Origin of the sequence: Tenggerimyces flavus (genome assembly GCF_016907715.1) — a bacterium.
GTDB lineage: Bacteria > Actinomycetota > Actinomycetes > Propionibacteriales > Actinopolymorphaceae > Tenggerimyces > Tenggerimyces flavus.
On sequence record NZ_JAFBCM010000001.1, the window covers coordinates 4,285,304 to 4,301,867 of the forward strand.

General features: G+C 69.9%; 15 protein-coding genes. 7 read left to right on the forward strand and 8 right to left on the reverse strand.

Annotated elements, in window-relative coordinates; genetic code table 11:
• Positions 1-52: 52 nt before the first annotated feature.
• From JOD67_RS20015 to JOD67_RS20035, 5 genes are all read left to right on the forward strand, one after another.
• Positions 53-961 carry an ABC transporter ATP-binding protein gene (locus tag JOD67_RS20015; RefSeq protein WP_205119122.1) on the forward strand — a complete coding sequence of 303 codons (909 nt, stop codon included), beginning with the start codon at positions 53-55 and terminating at the stop codon, positions 959-961.
• Positions 958-1,692, forward strand: coding sequence for an ABC transporter permease (locus JOD67_RS20020; protein WP_205119123.1), 735 nt, complete (start codon positions 958-960; stop codon positions 1,690-1,692). The genes JOD67_RS20015 and JOD67_RS20020 overlap by 4 nt, the downstream gene beginning before the upstream one ends.
• 13 nt (positions 1,693-1,705) lie before the next feature.
• Positions 1,706-2,800 carry a sensor histidine kinase gene (locus JOD67_RS20025; RefSeq protein WP_205119124.1) on the forward strand — a complete coding sequence of 365 codons (1,095 nt, stop codon included), beginning with the start codon at positions 1,706-1,708 and terminating at the stop codon, positions 2,798-2,800.
• Positions 2,797-3,402: a response regulator transcription factor gene (locus JOD67_RS20030; RefSeq protein ID WP_205119125.1), complete on the forward strand. Its 606-nt coding sequence runs from the start codon at positions 2,797-2,799 to the stop codon at positions 3,400-3,402. The genes JOD67_RS20025 and JOD67_RS20030 overlap by 4 nt, the downstream gene beginning before the upstream one ends.
• Positions 3,403-3,652: 250 nt before the next feature.
• On the forward strand, positions 3,653-4,093 hold the full coding sequence (locus JOD67_RS20035; protein ID WP_205119126.1) for an SRPBCC family protein: 441 nt from the start codon (positions 3,653-3,655) through the stop codon (positions 4,091-4,093).
• On the opposite strand, the gene JOD67_RS20040 is transcribed toward JOD67_RS20035, so the two are convergent.
• The 3 genes from JOD67_RS20040 to JOD67_RS20050 form a co-directional block, all read right to left on the reverse strand.
• Entirely contained in the window at positions 4,081-5,667 is a 1,587-nt protein-coding gene (locus tag JOD67_RS20040; protein ID WP_205119127.1) for a CocE/NonD family hydrolase, read from the reverse strand. The two genes, JOD67_RS20035 and JOD67_RS20040, sit on opposite strands and share 13 nt — an antisense overlap.
• 9 nt (positions 5,668-5,676) lie before the next feature.
• Positions 5,677-6,693, reverse strand: a complete 1,017-nt coding sequence (locus tag JOD67_RS20045; RefSeq protein WP_307782464.1) for an alpha-hydroxy acid oxidase — start codon at positions 6,691-6,693, stop codon at positions 5,677-5,679.
• A gap of 182 nt (positions 6,694-6,875) precedes the next feature.
• Positions 6,876-9,938 carry a glycoside hydrolase domain-containing protein gene (locus tag JOD67_RS20050; RefSeq protein WP_205119128.1) on the reverse strand — a complete coding sequence of 1,021 codons (3,063 nt, stop codon included), beginning with the start codon at positions 9,936-9,938 and terminating at the stop codon, positions 6,876-6,878.
• Positions 9,939-10,126: 188 nt separating this feature from the next.
• Between JOD67_RS20050 and fabG the strand changes: the two genes are divergently transcribed.
• Both fabG and fabI read left to right on the forward strand, forming a co-directional pair.
• Positions 10,127-10,831 carry a 3-oxoacyl-[acyl-carrier-protein] reductase gene (gene fabG, locus JOD67_RS20055; RefSeq protein WP_205119129.1) on the forward strand — a complete coding sequence of 235 codons (705 nt, stop codon included), beginning with the start codon at positions 10,127-10,129 and terminating at the stop codon, positions 10,829-10,831.
• A gap of 2 nt (positions 10,832-10,833) precedes the next feature.
• On the forward strand, positions 10,834-11,604 hold the full coding sequence (gene fabI, locus JOD67_RS20060; RefSeq protein ID WP_205119130.1) for an enoyl-ACP reductase FabI: 771 nt from the start codon (positions 10,834-10,836) through the stop codon (positions 11,602-11,604).
• A 15-nt stretch (positions 11,605-11,619) separates the two neighbouring features.
• On the opposite strand, the gene JOD67_RS20065 is transcribed toward fabI, so the two are convergent.
• From JOD67_RS20065 to JOD67_RS20085, 5 genes are all read right to left on the reverse strand, one after another.
• Entirely contained in the window at positions 11,620-13,134 is a 1,515-nt protein-coding gene (locus JOD67_RS20065; RefSeq protein ID WP_205119131.1) for a carboxylesterase/lipase family protein, read from the reverse strand.
• A gap of 63 nt (positions 13,135-13,197) precedes the next feature.
• Positions 13,198-13,938, reverse strand: a complete 741-nt coding sequence (pyrH, locus tag JOD67_RS20070; RefSeq protein WP_205119132.1) for a UMP kinase — start codon at positions 13,936-13,938, stop codon at positions 13,198-13,200.
• 231 nt (positions 13,939-14,169) lie between these two features.
• Complete coding sequence (locus JOD67_RS20075; RefSeq protein ID WP_205119133.1) at positions 14,170-14,775, reverse strand: chloramphenicol phosphotransferase CPT family protein; 606 nt, start codon at positions 14,773-14,775, stop codon at positions 14,170-14,172.
• Positions 14,775-15,407, reverse strand: coding sequence for a response regulator (locus JOD67_RS20080; RefSeq protein ID WP_205119134.1), 633 nt, complete (start codon positions 15,405-15,407; stop codon positions 14,775-14,777). The genes JOD67_RS20075 and JOD67_RS20080 overlap by 1 nt, the downstream gene beginning before the upstream one ends.
• A complete protein-coding gene (locus JOD67_RS20085; protein ID WP_307782465.1) occupies positions 15,400-16,548 on the reverse strand; it encodes a GAF domain-containing sensor histidine kinase in 1,149 nt (382 codons plus the stop codon). Before JOD67_RS20085 ends, JOD67_RS20080 begins: the two co-directional genes overlap by 8 nt.
• Positions 16,549-16,564 lie beyond the last annotated feature (16 nt).

Consider the following 16,564-nt stretch of genomic DNA (forward strand, 5'->3'; position numbering starts at 1 on the left):
CCAGGACTCACGACATCGTTCCCAGCCGGGTCCAGGCGGCAGTCTCGACGCCATGACGAACACCTCCGGTATGGCCGTGCGGCTCGACGGCCTGACCAAGAGCTTTGGAGCCGTACGTGCCGTGCGCGGCGTCGATCTCGACATCGCGCCCGGCGAGGTCGTGGCGCTGCTGGGTCCCAACGGAGCCGGCAAGTCCACGACCATCGACATGCTGCTCGGGCTCGCCCGACCCGACCACGGCAGCGCGCGGATCTTCGGGCGCGAGCCCCAGGCGGCGGTGGCCGAGGGCCTCGTCGGCGCGATGCTGCAGGCGGGCACGATCCTCCCCGACGTGACCGTTGGTGAACTGGTTGACCTCTTTGGCTCGTTGCACAAGAAGCCGATCCCGGTCGAGGAGGCGTTGGAACGGGCCGGCATCGCCGACCTCGCCAAGCGCCCGACGAACAAGCTGTCCGGTGGCCAGATCCAGCGCGTAAGGTTCGCGCTCGCGGTCGTCACCGACCCCGAGCTGCTCGTGCTCGACGAGCCCACGGTCGCGATGGACGTCGAAGCCAGGCGGTCGTTCTGGACCACGATGCACGAGCTCACCGCCACCGGGCGGACCGTGCTGTTCGCGACGCACTACCTCGCCGAGGCGGACGAGTATGCCGACCGCGTCGTGCTCATGCGCGAGGGCGAGATCGTCGCCGACGGCACCGCCGCGCAGATCAAGAGTCGCGTCGCCGGCCGTTCGATCAGCATGACGCTCGAGCACGCGGACCTGCGCCGGCTCGCCGAGCTTCCGGGCGTCGACGAAGCGCGACACGGACGGCAGGGCCGCGTCGTACTGCGCTGCGCCGACTCCGACCTCGCGCTGCGCGCGCTGCTCGCCACCTATCCGGACGCCGTCGACATCGAGGTCGAGAGCGTCGATCTCGAGGAGGCGTTCCTCGCCCTGACCTCCGTAGGGAGCACGTCATGATCGGCAAGTACCTTCTGCTCGAGGCGCGGCGGGCCTTCCGCAACAAGCGCTTCCTGATCTTCACGGTCGGGATGCCGGTGCTGCTGTTCCTCGTGTACGTACAGCTGTACGGCAAGAGCGGCGGCCTCGGCGGTGTCTCCACCACCGCGTACCTGATGACGAGCATGGCCGCGTTCGGTGCCATGGTCGGCGCGATGTCGGCTGGCACCCGCATCGCGGTCGAACGGCAGACCGGCTGGAACCGCCAGCTCCGGCTCACCCCGTTGACGCCGCTGGCGTACCTGCTCGGCAAGGGCGCGGTCGCGATGCTGATCGCCGCACCGGGCATCCTCATCGTCTACGCGGCCGGCGGCATCGTGTCGCACGTGCACCTGACCGCGGCGCAGTGGCTGGAGTCCGGCCTGGGTACGTGGGTCGCGATCCTGCCGTTCGCCGCGATCGGGCTGGTGATCGGGTACGTCGCGAATCCCGAGTCCGCGCAGGCGATCTTCTCGCTGTGCTTCATGGCGCTCTCGCTGTTCGGCGGGATCTGGGTGCCGGTCGAGGTGATGCCGAAAGTGATGGGGGAGATCGCTCAGGTGTTGCCGTCGTACTGGCTCGGCCTGATCGCCCGCGGCCCGTTGACCAGCCACGGGTTCGACTGGGTGGCGATCCCCGTCCTGCTCGGCTGGACCCTCGTCCTCGGCCTGATCGTGTCGCGTCGGTACCGCGTCGACACCGCCCGCGCCTAGTAACTTCTCATTGATGGTTATCGCGAGCAGTCCACTCGTCCCCGGCACCAGCCGCCGGGGACGTGGGCTGATCATCGGCGGCCTGTGGCTGCTGTTCCTGGTCAGTCCCGTCACCGAGGCGCTGCACAAGCACCCCGGTCCGTGGGGCGCGGTCCTGACCGCTGCGGTGACGGTGGCGTTCGCGTTCAGCTATCTCGCCGTGCTGGGGAACGCCAGCAAGGAGGACAAGCGGCTCGGCTGGCTCGCCTTCGCCGGGATGGTCGCGATGGCCGTCGTCTTCTGCGTCGTCGCGGGCGAGGGCGGGATGTTCACGTTCGTCTATCTGGCGGCCGGTGGCGCGATGATGTTGACGCCGTACGTCGCGCTGCTCTGGACGACGGGGCTCATCGCGGTCGCCTCGGCCATCCCACTGGCGATCCCGAGCTGGGAGTTCGAGCCGTCGATCCCGTTCGCGGTGGGGATGAGCGCGCTGGCCTCGTTCGGCTTCATGCAGCTGCTCCGGCGCAACTGGGAGCTGGTCGCGGCGCAGGAGGAGATCGCGCGGCTCGCGGTGAACGAGGAACGCCTGCGGTTCTCCCGCGACCTGCACGACATCCTCGGGCACAGTCTCACCGTGATCACGGTGAAGGCGGAGCTGGCGGGCAAGCTCGTCTCGCGCGCTCCGGAGCAGGCCGGCGCGGAGATCGCCGACGTCGAGCGGCTCGCGCGGGAGGCGTTGGCGGACGTCCGTTCGACGGTCGCGGGCTACCGGGGAACCAGCCTGGCGGCGGAGATCACCCAGGCGCGGCGTTCGCTGGAGGCCGCGGGGATCGACGCCGTCCTTCCGCACGCGGTCGACGGGGTGACGGGACCGCAGCGGGAGTTGTTCGGCTGGATCGTCCGTGAGGGTGTGACGAACGTGGTGCGCCACAGCCACGCCCGGACCTGCACGGTGCGGATCACGCCGTCCAGCGTCGAGGTCGTGGACGACGGCTCGCTCGCGGCATCGGTCGCTGAGGGAAGTGGCCTTGCGGGGTTGAGAGAACGCGTCGTCGCGGCCGGCGGCACGCTCGTCGCCGGACCTGCTTCGGGCGGCGGCTTCCGGTTGTTCGCGGAGGTGCCGGCGTGATCCGGATCCTGCTGGCCGACGATCAGGCCCTGGTCCGCGGAGCGCTCGCTGCCCTGCTGTCGTTGGAGAACGACCTGTCGGTGGTGGCCGAGGTCGAGCGCGGCGACGAGGTTGTCAAGGCGGCCTTGGCGGAACGTCCCGACGTCGCGTTGCTCGACGTGGAGATGCCCGGCCTGGACGGGATCGCGGCGACGCGCGAGCTGCGCCGCGCCCTGCCGTCCTGTCGGGTGCTGGTGGTGACGACGTTCGGGCGACCGGGCTACGTCCGGCGAGCGCTGGACGCCGGGGCGAGTGGGTTCGTGGTCAAGGACACCCCGGCCTCGGAGCTGGCCGACAGCATCCGCCGTGTGTACCAGGGGCTGCGCGTCGTGGATCCGTCGTTGGCGATCGAGTCGCTGGCCGCGGGCTCGTCCCCGTTGACGCCGCGGGAGCGGGACGTTCTCGAGGAGGCCAGGACCGGCGGGACCGTGGCGGACATCGCGCGGGCGCTGGTGCTGTCGGAGGGCACAGTACGCAACCACCTGTCGGCGGCGATCGGCAAGACCGGCGCCCGGACCCGGGCCGAGGCCGTCCGCATAGCGGAGTCCAACGGCTGGCTCTAGGCCGTGTCTGCCAAAGATCGCCTGGCGCGCGACACCCCACATCCCGCCTGGCCGCGGTGCACCTCGTCACCCATATAACCAATATGAGTTCCTCCTGCACCACGCCCAGCCGGGCGCGGGGCGCCGCGCGCCATCGCGCTACGCGCGATGACCGGCGCTATTTGCCAGACACGGCCTCGCATTCCACCGCGAGCCGGCGGGCGTTCCGCGACACTGAGGGCGCCGGGTGGGAGTCCGCTGGGGAGTAGCCATGGCGAGGGCAACGCATCTGACGGAGATCGACCGTGCTCCGGCGGAGGTGTTCGCGGTGGCCGCGGATCCGGAGAACCAGCCGCGCTGGGACGAGGCGGCCATGGTCGGCGTCGAGAAGCTCTCCGCCGGTCCGCTGGCGCGGGGCTCGCGCTACCGCGGCACCTGGAGGCGGTTCGGCGTGATCGACTACATCGTCGCCGAGTACGACCCGCCGCGCCGCTTCCAGCACGACGCCGCGACGAGCGTGGGCCGCGTGGTCCACACGTTCATGTTCGAACCCGCCGGCGACCACACCAGGCTCACCCAGGAGATCACGGTCGTCGAGCCGAATCTCGTCGGTCTGCTGATGAGCCCGTTCACGCCGGCGATCATGCGCCGGCGGTTGAGCGAGCTCGGCGACGAGCTCAAGGCGTACGTCGAGAACGCTCAGCCCGCGTAGACCGGCAGCTCCACGCGCGACTCGGTCCGCCCGCCGTGGTGGACGGTCTGCGTGCCGGCGGGGCTGAGGCCGAAGCGCGGGTAGTTCGACGAGGCGACCTCGATCCGGACCCGGTGCCCCGCGAGGAACGTCAGGGCCGTCGAGCCAACCTCGATCGTGACCTCCGACGGCGTGCCGGGCGTCGAGGACACGTGCTGGATCGAGTCCACGACGAGCATCGCGCGACCGTCGGGGTGGACGTCGACGAGCTTCACCGTCACGTCGGCCTCGTCCGCGGTCGAGGCGAACGTGAGGTGCGCGCGCACCGCGCCCATCACGGTGAGGTCGGACGCCAGGACGTCGCTCGTGTAGACGAGCAGGTCGGCACGTTCCTCGACCTCGCGCTGGTCCCGCGGCCCGGGCTCGGGCAGCACGGGGTGCAGCGTCCGCCCGCCGCTGGTGGGCACCGGCGAGGCGGGGTCGTGCACGTACGAGTCCGCGCCGCCCTCGCCGGGCCCGTCGAAGCTGAGCGCGCCGTCGGCACCGAGATGCAGCGCGGTGGAGGTCGCGGCCGGTGGCCAGGAGGGCAGGTCGATCCACTCGTTCCGGCCCATCACGTACACCCGCGCGCCGCTCGGCACGGGCTGCCCGGCGACGGCGGCCATCAGGAAGCGCACCTGCTCCTCGACCAACCCGCTCACGATCCCGTCGGCGGCGACGCCGAAGTCGAGCTCGCCGGTGAGCCGCCGGAGCATCGTCGCGTGTGCCCACGGTCCGACCACGAGCCGCTGCGACGCACGGACCGCTTCGGGCTTCGAGGGCGCGGTCATCGCCTGGTACGCGCGGAGGTTGCCCTCGCAGAAGATGTCGTGCCAGCCGGCGAGGTGGTAGCCGGCGACGTTCACCGAGTCGATCACCTTGGAGACGTCCTGCCCGGACCAGAACCCGTCGTCGTCGGCGTGCGTCAGCCAGCGCAGACCGAGCGGGGTCGCCTGGGTGAGGACGGACTCGTCGATGGGCTGGCCGACCATCGCGGGCCACGCGTCGAGCTCGGCGGTCGCGGCCTTGACGATGTCCGCGTCGAGCCTCGATCCCGCCGAGGTCACGCCGAGCGCCCACGAGGTGTAGAGGCCGAGCTGGGCGACACCGTTCTCGTACGTCACGTCGTCGCGGATGCTCGGGCCGATGACCGCCGGCGAGATCGCCTTGAGCCCGCGCGGGCTGTCGGCCGCGGCGAGCCACTGGGTGCCGCCCATGTACGAGCCGCCGGTCATCGCGACCGAACCGTTCGACCACGGCTGGTCCGCGCACCACTCGACGGTGTGGAAGCCGTCGGCCCGCTCGTTCGCGAACGGGACGAAGTCGCCGGTCGAGTCCCACCGGCCGCGAACGTCCTGGGTGACGACGGCCCAGCCGATCCGCGCGAGGCCGATCGCGTCGTACATCCCGCGCACGGCGGCGCGGCTGTACGGCGTGCGGATGAGCAGAACGGGATGGCGCTCGCCATCGTCGGCGACCGTCACATCGGTCGCGAGCTCCACGCCGTCCGGCGTGGTGACAACGGTGTCGTTGACGACGATCTTCGGCGCGGTCATGCTGCGACCCTACGACCTGGTGACGAGGTCCGGACCGATCTCGTCGATGCTGGTGCAGCCGGTTAAGGCCATCGTCTCCTCGACGTCCTCGCGGAAGCCGTTCAGCAGGTCGCGGACGCCGTCGGCGCCGCCGACCGCGAGGGCCCAGACGACCGGTCTGCCGACGAACGCGGCGCGCGCACCGAGGGCGAGCGCTCTCACGACGTCGCGGCCGGTACGGATGCCGCCGTCCACGTACACCTCTTCGTCTATGGCCTCGACGACCTCGGAGAGGGCGATCGCGCTGGGGATGGCGCCGTCGAGCTGTCTGCCGCCGTGGTTCGACACCCAGACGGCCTGCGCGCCGGCATCGATGCAGGCGCGGGCGTCGTCGCCGCGCAGGATGCCCTTGACAACGACGGGGACGCCGCCGGACAGGCCGGCGAGCCACTGGATGTCCTCGAGCGTGACGTCGGGCGCTTGCCAGACGCCGAGGTCGTCGCGGGTCGCGAGCTCGGGGATGATCGGCGAACCGACGCTGGTGTCGAACTCGTACGACCTGGCCTTGCGCGCGACGTGCGGGGTGTGGACGGTGAGGACGACCGCTTGGGCGCCGGCCGCGGCGGCGCGGCGGACGATCTCGGCGGTCAGGTCGCGGTCGCGGAGAACGTACGCCTGCAGCCACCACGGCCCGGCGACGGCGCTGACCTCCTCGAGCGACGAGGTGGAGCGGCTGGAGAGAACGAGCAGCGAGCCTGTCTCGTTCGCCGCCTTCGCCGTCGCTGTCTCGCCGTCGGGGTGGACGATGCGCTGGAAGCCGGTGGGGGCGACGTGCACGGGTCCGCTGACCTTCGTGCCGAGCAGCGTCGTCGAGGTGTCGACAGCGGTGACGTCGCGCGGGAGCCGCGGGCGGAGGTAGTACTGCTGCCAGGCGGGCGCGGCCGCGGTCAGCGTCTCCTCGACGCCCGCGCCGGTGGCCACGTACTGGAAGACGCCCTCCGGCAGGATCGCGCGGGCCTCCTCGACGAGATCGAGATGGGAGATCACGTCCCGCAGTCTGCCCCGGCTCGAGCCCCGGCCGCACGCGAGTTCGTGCACCACCGTTCGGCGCCAACCCTCGTGATCATGAACGTGATCATGAAGGTAAACCCGGCGTATACGACCAGTTCGGCTTCATGATCACGTTCATGATCACGGGCGATCCGCGGGCTGCGCGGTCAGGGGGAGGGCTAGCCGGAGGGGTAGATCGCGATGTCGTCGACGAAGATCCAGTCCTGCAGGGAGCCGACCGAGAACTTCTCCATTTCCACCCGCACGAACCGGGCCGTCACCGCCCCGGTCGGCAGGTGGTACCACTGCGAGCCCGACGACACGTCCGCCGAGGCTCGCAGGGTCAACGCACCCAGCGAGTCGCCGGTCAGGACGCGCACCGTGTCCGGGAAGTACTTCGCGGACAGGTCGAAGTTCTCCCGCACCGACACCAGCTCGAACCTCTTCGACGCGCCCAGGTCGAGGTCGACCTTCACCACGCCGGTCGTGCCCACCGGGATGTTCACGCCCCACCCGATCGCGTCCTGGTGGTGCCCCGCGATCACCCCGTCGGTCGACTCGCGCCCACCGTTCAGCGTGTCCTGGTAGGCGCCGCTCGGCGCGGGCGTCTTCGCGTACGACACCCCAGCGGCGAGGTTCGACGCGACCGAACGCAGGCTCTGGTAGATCTCGATCTCGTCCACGAACAGGGCCGACGCGTTGCCGCCGTACGTCTTGGTGAACGTCACCCGCACCCATCGCGCGGACGTTGGCGGGAACTCGAAGTCGTACCAGAGCCCCGACCGGTCGTTCGTCCGCGGCAGCCAGCCCTTCTGCGTGAACGTCGAGCCGTCCGTACTCGTCGAGACCACCACCGTGTCCGGCCGGTACGCCGGGTACTCCTCGTACGCGTGCACCCGAGCGCTGTCCACCGTCTGCGCAGAACCGAGGTCGAACGTCACCGACACCGGCGAGCTGCGGTACCCGTACTGCCGCTTGTCGCCCCAGTCGTCCGCCAGCAACCCGTCCGACGACTCGAAGCCGCTGTCGAGATGGTCCGACACCGGCGCCGGTTTGCTGTAGTCCCGTCCGCCGGCCAGGTTCACCTTCGCCAGCGCGAAGCCCGCGACCTCGAACGAGCTCAGCCCGTACGCGGCGCCCGCCGCGCCCACTTCCAGCCGCAGGTACCGCGCCTTCCCGTTGACCCCGACGAAGTCGTCGCCCCCGCCGCCCGACGACGTGGAGAACGCGTCCGTCCAGCGCACGCCGTCGTACGAGATCTGCAGCTTGTACGACGAAGCGCCGGCCCCGGCCCAAGCCAGCCGCACCCCGTCAAGCTGGACTTGACGACCGAGATCCACCTGCAGCCACTGCGCGCCAGTCGACGAGGGCTGCCACGCGGTCGAAGCAGAACCGTCGAACGCCTTCGAAGCCTCCGACCCCGCCACGGCACTGGACGCTGAAGCGGACCGACCCAGCGCCAGGTCCGAAGCGACCACCGGCCGCCCACCCGCCGCGTCCAGCATCAGCCGCCGGATCCGTGCCTGATACCCGGTGTCCGGCGAGTACTTCTCACCCGACTGCACCAGCGCGTAAGCCAGATCGTGCGCCAGCCCCGGATTGGTACGCCCCAGCAGAGCCAAAGCCTCGTAGTCCTCGATCCCGTCCCGCAACGACTCCCATCGGATCGACGACTCGATCGTGTTGTTCGGCTTGTCCGGCCACACGATGTAGTGGTCGCCCTTGACCTCGTCCTGCGCCAACGGAGCCAGCCAGCCCGACATCGAATAGTGCAGGTAGCCGTTCAGCCCGCGCGAGTACGCGTACCAGATCGTCATCCGCTGATGCCATTGCGGTTGGTCGATGAAGCGGTTGAGGTAGTTCCCGACCGGGATGTTGCAGTTGTAGATCCACACGTCCTTGCCGTCCTGGCGCAGCTGGTCGTAGTGCGCGGCGTTCGGGCCGTAGTTCAGCAGGTTCGGCACGACCACGTCGACGAGCGGCGACAGCCGCGTCGCCCATGGCTCGGCGAACATCGCGTCGCCAACCTTCACGCTCGGCCAGTTCTGCTTCACCCGGCCGAGGATGTGCCGGTACGCCGTCTCCTCCGCGTCGGAGTGTGGCTCGTCGCCGATGTGCATCCAGAACAGGTCGTCCCAGCCCTTCGCCTCCAGATGCCCACGCAACGAGGTGACGAACTGGTCGATGTAGCTGTCCGCCTCCGCGGTGTTCCACGGCGCGTAGTCGCGGAACTGGGTACCGTTCGCCCGCCGGTTGATCAGCTCGACCTCGCGGACGCCGTCCTGGTGGTTGACGCGGTAGTTGTACGTGTCCGCCGCGACCCAGAAGCCCTCGATCCGCTTCACCGCATCGCGATCGAGGAAGAACTGCACGACCTCGTCGAACCGCGACCAGTTGAACGTGTAGGTCCCGTTGGCGTTCCGCGTCGAACCGGCGTCCATCAGCTGCCCGACGAGCGGGATCGTGAGCTGGTTGTGCCGGTGCCGCTTCATCTGCTCGACGACGTTCTCCATCAGCTCCCACCACTTCGGCGAGAACCGGGTGAGCCCGTACGACGCCGCCATGTTGTCGCCGCCCGGATCCCAGGACAGCTCGCCGTTGAACGTGTTCCACAGCGAGTTGTCGAACGTCCCGTCCTTGGAGTCCGGCAGCTCCACCGCGCGGACGTCGACCGAGACCGGCACCGCGAGATCGCCGCGGCTGGTCCGGACCGTGGCTGTCCCGGTGTAGATGCCGGCGGCAGTGCCCTTCGGTACATAGAGATTCACCCAGATCGACTGCGTGGTCCGGGCTGGGACGTCGTACGCGAGCGCGTTGGACAGGTTGTCGGGGAACTCGCCCGGCGCGGTCCGGGTCACCGGGTAGACGGGCTGCTTGCTGCAGCAGCTGTCGAACATCGAGTTCGCGTTCAAGGTCTGGTACGTGACGAACTTGTACTCGAGGTTGCTCGCCGCGATCGAGCCGCCGCTGGACCGGGCCAGGGCGGAGAAGGTGACTCCGTCGACTCGGAACGCCACCGCCGAACGGACGACGATCTGCGCGCCCTCCCATTCGTTCGTCGCGGTGTCCAGTCCGATCGACCGGCCCGACTCCCTCGTTGGGAGGGTGTCCTTGAAGACGTTCGTCGAGGACGGCTCGGTCCAATAGTCGGTGGGCTGCCCGATGGCCGCCTGAGTCGGTCCGCTGGGGACGATCACGGCGAGGGCCGAGGCGAGCAGCGACAGAACCAACGCGCGACGCATGGCGGCTCCTTCACAGGGCGGCGGGGGCACCACTATGTCCACCGGGGCGCCTGGGAGCCCAGAAAGTCGGGTAGACCAGTTGGCCGGTTCCTCTAGGGGGCGCGCCGGAAGATTGTCACCGGGGCGGGGCGCTCTGACCAGGCGCGATTGGTAGCGTCGCAGGCTGAACCGACAGTGAGGGAGGGTTCGTGGGCCGTTCCGTGCTCGTGACCGGAGGCAACCGTGGCATCGGTCTGGCGACCGCGAAGGCGTTCGCCGAGGCCGGCGACGACGTCGCGGTGACCTACCGTTCCGGAGACCCGCCGGAGGGACTCCTCGGCGTGCAGTGCGACGTCACCAACCCCGAACAGGTCGAGCAGGCGTTCAAGGACATCGAGGAGAAGCAGGGCCCGGTCGAGGTCCTGGTCGCGAACGCCGGCATCACCCGCGACACGTTGCTGCTCCGGATGTCCGAGGAGGACTGGGCCGACGTGATCGAGACCAATCTCACCGGAGCGTTCCGGGTCGCGAAACGCGCCGCCAAGGGCATGCTGCGGCTGCGGCGCGGGCGGATCGTGTTCGTGTCCTCGGTCGTCGGGACGATGGGCTCCGCCGGACAGGTCAACTACGCGGCGAGCAAGGCCGGGATGATCGGCATGGCCCGTTCGATCGCTCGCGAGCTGGGCTCGCGTTCGATCACGGCGAACGTCGTCACCCCGGGCTTCGTGGAGACGCGGCTGACCGACGTGCTGCCGGAGGCGCAGCAGAAGCAGTACCTCGAGTCGATCCCGCTGGGACGCTTCACCACGACCGAAGAGGTCGCGAAGGTGATCCGTTGGGTGGCGAGCGACGAGGCTTCGTACATCACCGGTGCCGTCATCCCGATCGACGGCGGACTCGGAATGGGGTACTGACGATGGGCGGCATCCTCGAGGGCAAGCGGATCCTCGTCGCGGGCGTGACCATGGACAACTCGCTCGGCTTCGCCGCGGCGAAGGTCGCGCAGGAGCAGGGCGCGACCGTCCTGATCACGAACTTCGGCCGGGCACTCAACATCACCAAGCGCATCGCGAAGCGCCTCCCGGTCGAGCCTCCCGTGCTCGAGCTGGACGTGACGAACGAGGAGCACCTCGCCGGGCTCGAGTCGGCGGTACGCGAGCACGTCGACGGCCTCGACGGCGTCGTGCACTCGATCGCGTTCGCGCCGCAGGATGCGCTCGGCGGCAACTTCCTCAACACCCAGTGGCCAGACGTCGCGACGGCCGTGCACGTGTCGGCGTACTCGCTCAAGGGCCTGTCGATGGCCGCGATGCCGCTGCTGAAGGAGGGCGCGTCGATCGTCGGGCTGACGTTCGACGCCTCGGTGGCGTGGCCGTCGTACGACTGGATGGGCGTGGCGAAGGCCGGCCTCGAGTCGTGCGCGCGCTACCTGGCCCGCGACCTCGGGCCGAAGGGCATCCGGGTCAACCTGGTGTCGGCCGGCTACACCAAGACGCTCGCTGCCGGCGCGATCCCGGGCGCCGACGTGATGGGCACGATCTGGGGCGAGCGCGCGCCGTTGGGCTGGGACGTGGAGGACCGCGAGGCCACCGGCCTCGCGGTCGTCGCACTCCTTTCGGACTTCTTCCCCAAGACGACCGGCGAGATCGTCCACGTCGATGGTGGCTACCACGCGATGGGGGCCTAGTACTTCCGGCGACTTCTAGCGGGGGAGACCCGCCCAGAAGTCGCAGTGGTGGGTCCGTCCGTAGGGGGTCGGGGTCAGACCTTCGGCGGACAGGCCGGTTACCGTGCTGGTCCGGTTGAACGACGGCCAGTTCGGGCTGCCGGTGTGGGCGAACGCCGCCCACCTGTCGATGATCTGCGCGGACAGTTCCTGCTGCTCGGCGGTGAGCGGTGGGAAGTTGTTCGGGAAGCTGACGTCCCACAGGTACGGCAGGTCCAGGCTGTGGTACGCGCCCAGCGGATAGGGCTCGGTCTGGCGGCTGTCCTCGGCGAACTCGTACGCGTACACCCGCTGGTGCCTCGCCGCCGCCTGAGCCGTGCGCAGGACCGGGCAGGCGCCGACGAAGCCGCCCCAGTCGCCGAGCACGGTCGCCAGCGCGAGGGCGGGGGAGTCGTACGCGGCCGCCGGGTACTTCGCCAGCACCACGTCCGCCTGGGCGCCGAACGTCTCGACCATCATCGTGCGGTAGCCCGCTTCGGTCAGCGCGGCGTCGTTCGAGACGAACCCGCGCATCTCGTCGCGGGTCCCGCCCAGCAGCAGCGGCACGCGGGCGGCGCGGCCGATGCGGATCGCCTCGCCCGGCTGGCGCGGCAGGAACGTCGTCCCGGCGACCGGTCCCCACGGGCGGTCGTCGGCCCGGCTGTGCACTGGCACCCGACCGCCGTTCAGCAGGGGGAGCAGCCGCTCGGGAGCGACCGACCGCAGACAGGCCGCGGTGGTGCAGCCGAGGTCCGCGGTCGCCCGTGCGCCGAAGTCCTGAGCCTTGGCCGGCGTCAAAACCTTGTTCTCGCAGGCGCCGCTCTGCGTGATCGCCCGTTGGAACAGGCCGCGGGAGCTTGGCGCCGCGAGGTGGGCGCAGACCGAACGGGCACCCGCCGACTGGCCAGCCAGCGTGACGTTGCGCGGGTCGCCGCCGAAGCGCGCGACGTTCTCGCGCACCCAGCGGAGCGCGGCGGTCTGGTCCATCAGGCCGTAGTTCCCGCCACCGCCGAGCGCCGGCGCGGCAAGGAAGCCGAGCGCGCCGAGCCGGTAGTTCGGCGTGACGACGATCAGCTCGCCCGCGGTGGCGAACCGGGTGGCGTCGTACTGCTGCGCGCCACCGGAGGTGAAGCCGCCTCCGTACAGCCAGACCACCACGGGGAGGCGCTTGCCCGCCTTCCGGGGAACGGTGACGTCGAGGTAGAGGCAGTCCTCCGTTCCGGTCGCCCCCGTCATCGAGCCCTGTGGACAGAGCGGGCTCGGCTGGGTGGCGTCGCGGATGCCGCGCCAGGATTTCGCCGCGGCGGGCGGTTTCCAGCGTCGTTCGCCGACGGGTGGCGCGGCGTACGGGATGGAGGAGTAGGTCACGTGGTCGGCGGCGACGCTGCCGCGGAGCCAGCCGTCTCCGACCTTGACGACTCCGGGGTCGGTCGTGGCGGAGGCGGGGCTGGCGGCGAGCGTCGTGAGGGCGATGGCCGCGGCTGCGGCGACGGCGAGTGCTCGAATCGGCATGTGGCTGAGCCTCGCGGACCTGTCACGGTCGCGCGTACGTCCAGCGTGCCGACTTCGGCTACGTCAGTCCGCGTACACCGTCTCGACGTTCGCGGCGATCAGCGTGCCGTGCTCCTCGCCGTTGCAGAGCGCGGCGATCGTGCCCGTGGCGTCGATGTCGAACACGTGCAGCGGGAGCTTCTCGTCGCGGGCGAGGATGAACGCGGCCTGGTCCATCACGCGCAGGCCGCGGCTGAGGACCTCGTCGTAGCTGATCGTCCGGAAGCGCCGGGCGTCCGGATTGACGTTCGGGTCGCTGTCGAAGACGCCGTCCGCCCCGTGCTTGGCCACGAGGATCGCCTCGGCGTCGATCTCGGCGGCCCGCTGCACCGACGGGTAGTCCGTCGTGACGAACGGCTGGCCGATGCCGCCGGCGAGGATGACGATCTTGCCCTTCTCGAGGTGGTGCGTCGCCCGCAGCCGGATGAACGGCTCGGCGATCGACGTGATCGGGAACGCGGTCATCACGCGGATGTCGTACTCGCTCAAGGCGGTCAGCCTCCCGCGCAGCAGGATCGCGTTGATCACCGTGCCGAGCATGCCGATGTTGTCCGCCTCGACCCGGTCGATGCCCCAGTCGTCGGCAGACCGCCCGCGGAACACGTTCCCGCCGCCGATCACGATGCCGACTTCGACGCCGAGCTCACGCGCGGCGAGCACCTCGCGCGCCAGATGGTCGAGCGCCGCCGCGCTGAACCCCGAGCTCTGCGCCCCAGCCACCGCCTGCCCGCTGAGCTTGATCAAGACCCGCTTGTAGCGCGCCACTGACCCTCCTGGTTTGGATGAAGGGCACCTTCATACAAACCTATGGGATGAAGGTGCCCTTCATACAAACGCGCCGGGGGCTCGCCGCCACCTGCCCATGATCATGAGCGTGATCATGAAGGCAAACCCTTCGTAAATGACCAGTTCGGCTTCACGATCACCATCATGATCACGGGCGTTGAGGAGGCCTGGCGGATGGGCAGGGGCGGGCCGTTTGGATGAAGGTGCCCTTCATCCAATAGCGAGCGCATGGAAGGCGGACGGCGGGGGATCGGTGGCGAGGCGGGAACGGATCAGAGCCGCGCTCTCCTCGGGGGTCACCACCGAGGTGTCCACCTTCAGGTCGTACGTCACCCCGTCGTGCACGGCCTCGTGCCACAGCGCCACGGGGTCGGCCAGCTGGGTGCTCGTCGCGAAGCCCTCGCCACCCCAGGTCGCGCGGCGGCGCTCCAACGCCACGGAGACCGGGCAGTCCACGCCGACGAAGAGCACCGGCAGCCCGGCCAACACGGCAGCGCAGGAACGCAGGATGCCCAGCGGCGAGGAGTACCGGTCGTGGTGTCCGACGTCCACCACCACGTTCACCCCGAGCCGGCTGTGCGCCGCGATCGACTCGTACAGCCCGCGATACAGCACGGCGACCACAGGCTCCAGATCCGGCCGCTCACCGCCAGGCCGCAACCCGATCCCCGGCATGAACCGGGCCGGCGTCATCGCCATGAACCCGTCCACCCCGAGGTTCAGCCACACCCCGTCGAACGACTCCTGGATCGCCGCGACGATCGAGGACTTCCCCGCCCGCGGCGGACCGTTCAGGATGACGATCTGCCCCGCCACTAGACGATCCCCGACCGGACGGCGTAGAGGGCGGCCTGCGTACGGTCGGCCAACCCCAGCTTCGCCAGGATCGACGACACGTGCGTCTTCACCGTCTTCTCCGACAACACCAACGCCCTCGCGATCTCTCGGTTCGACCGCCCGCGAGCGATCTCCGCCAGCACCTCGCGCTCCCGTTCGGTCAACGAGGTCGAACGGTCGCTCCTCCCGTCACCGGACACCAGGGCCGCCGCGACCTCCGGCTCCAGCAACACCTGGCCCGCGTGCACCGCGCGAACGGCCTGCGCCAACGCCTCCGGATCGACGTCCTTGAACAGATACCCCGAAGCCCCCGCCCGCAACGCCGGCACGACCGACGTCGGCTCGGTGAACGACGTCAGGATCAGCACCTTCGCCGTGTTCCCGCGATCACGCAGCATCCGCAACGTCTCGACCCCGTCGACCGTCGGCAGCTTCAGATCCAGCAGCACGACGTCGGGCGACAGCGCGCAGATCTGTTCGACCGCCTCGTTGCCGTCGCCGGCCTCGCCGATCACCTCGATGTCGTCCTGGATGTCGAGGAACGTCCGCAGCCCGTGCCGGACGACCTGGTGGTCGTCCACCACCACGACCCGAATCGGGCCTTCAGTCATTCGGCACCTCCAGGCGCACGATCGTTCCCTGTCCGAGCTCCGAAGTGACCCGCAACCGCCCGCCGGCGCGGCGCGCGCGTTCGCGCATCGACGCGAGGCCCAGGTGGTGGCTGCCCGCGAGCACCGGATCCGACTGGAAACCGGTCCCGTCGTCGGACACCGTGAGCACCACGAATGGCGAGGACGTGTCCAGGTCCACGCTCACCTTCGACGGCTTCCCGTGCCGCAGCGCGTTGTGCAACGCCTCCTGCGCCACCCGGAAGATCACGTCTTCCACCGACGCCGGCAACGCGCACTGCCCGTCGCAGTCGGAGGTGAACGTGACCGGCACCTGCTGCGCTCGGCTGGTCACCGCGATGTGCTTGCGGAGCGCGGGAACGAGCCCGTCCTCCTCCAACGCCGGCGGCCGGAGCTCGGTGACCACGGCGCGCAGCTCGTCCAACGCCGAGCCCGCCAGCTCCTTCGCCCGCCGCAGCTCCTCGCCGACACGTTCCGGATTCGCCTTGTGCACAAGGGCTTCCGCCGCACCCACGGTGAGCCGCAACGAGAACAGCTTCTGCGCCACGGCGTCGTGCAGGTCTCGCGCGATGCGAGCGCGTTCCTCGATCAGCGTGAGCTCGCGATCCCGTTCGAACATCCGCGCGCGGGTCAGCGCGATCGCCGCGTGCGCGGCGAGAATCCCCAACAGCCGTTCGTCATCGGAGGTGAACTCCCGATCGCGGCCCTTGTTCGCGACCCAGACCGCGCCGAGGATCTCGCCCTGGTCGACGACGGGTACGCCGACGAACGCCCGCATGTCCGGATGCGCCGACGGCCACCCCGAGAAGCGCGGATCGTCCTGAACGTCGACCGCCCGGTGCGTCGTCGCCTCGCTCATCATCGCGCCCAGCAGCCCGTGCGCCCGCGGCACCGGCCCGATCGCCTGCCATTCCTCGTCCGACACGCCCGCGGTGTAGAACTCCGCGAACCGGCCGACCTCGTCCGGCACACCCAGCGCCGCGTAGTCCGAGCCGACGAGCGAACGTGCCGACTCGACGATCATCTGCAACACCTCGCGCGTCGACGTCTGCTCGGTCACGGCGAGCACCGCCCGCGACAAGGCGTCGAGGTCGTCGCGGCTCACCTCGGCTGACCTTCCCACGCCGAAACCGTACCTC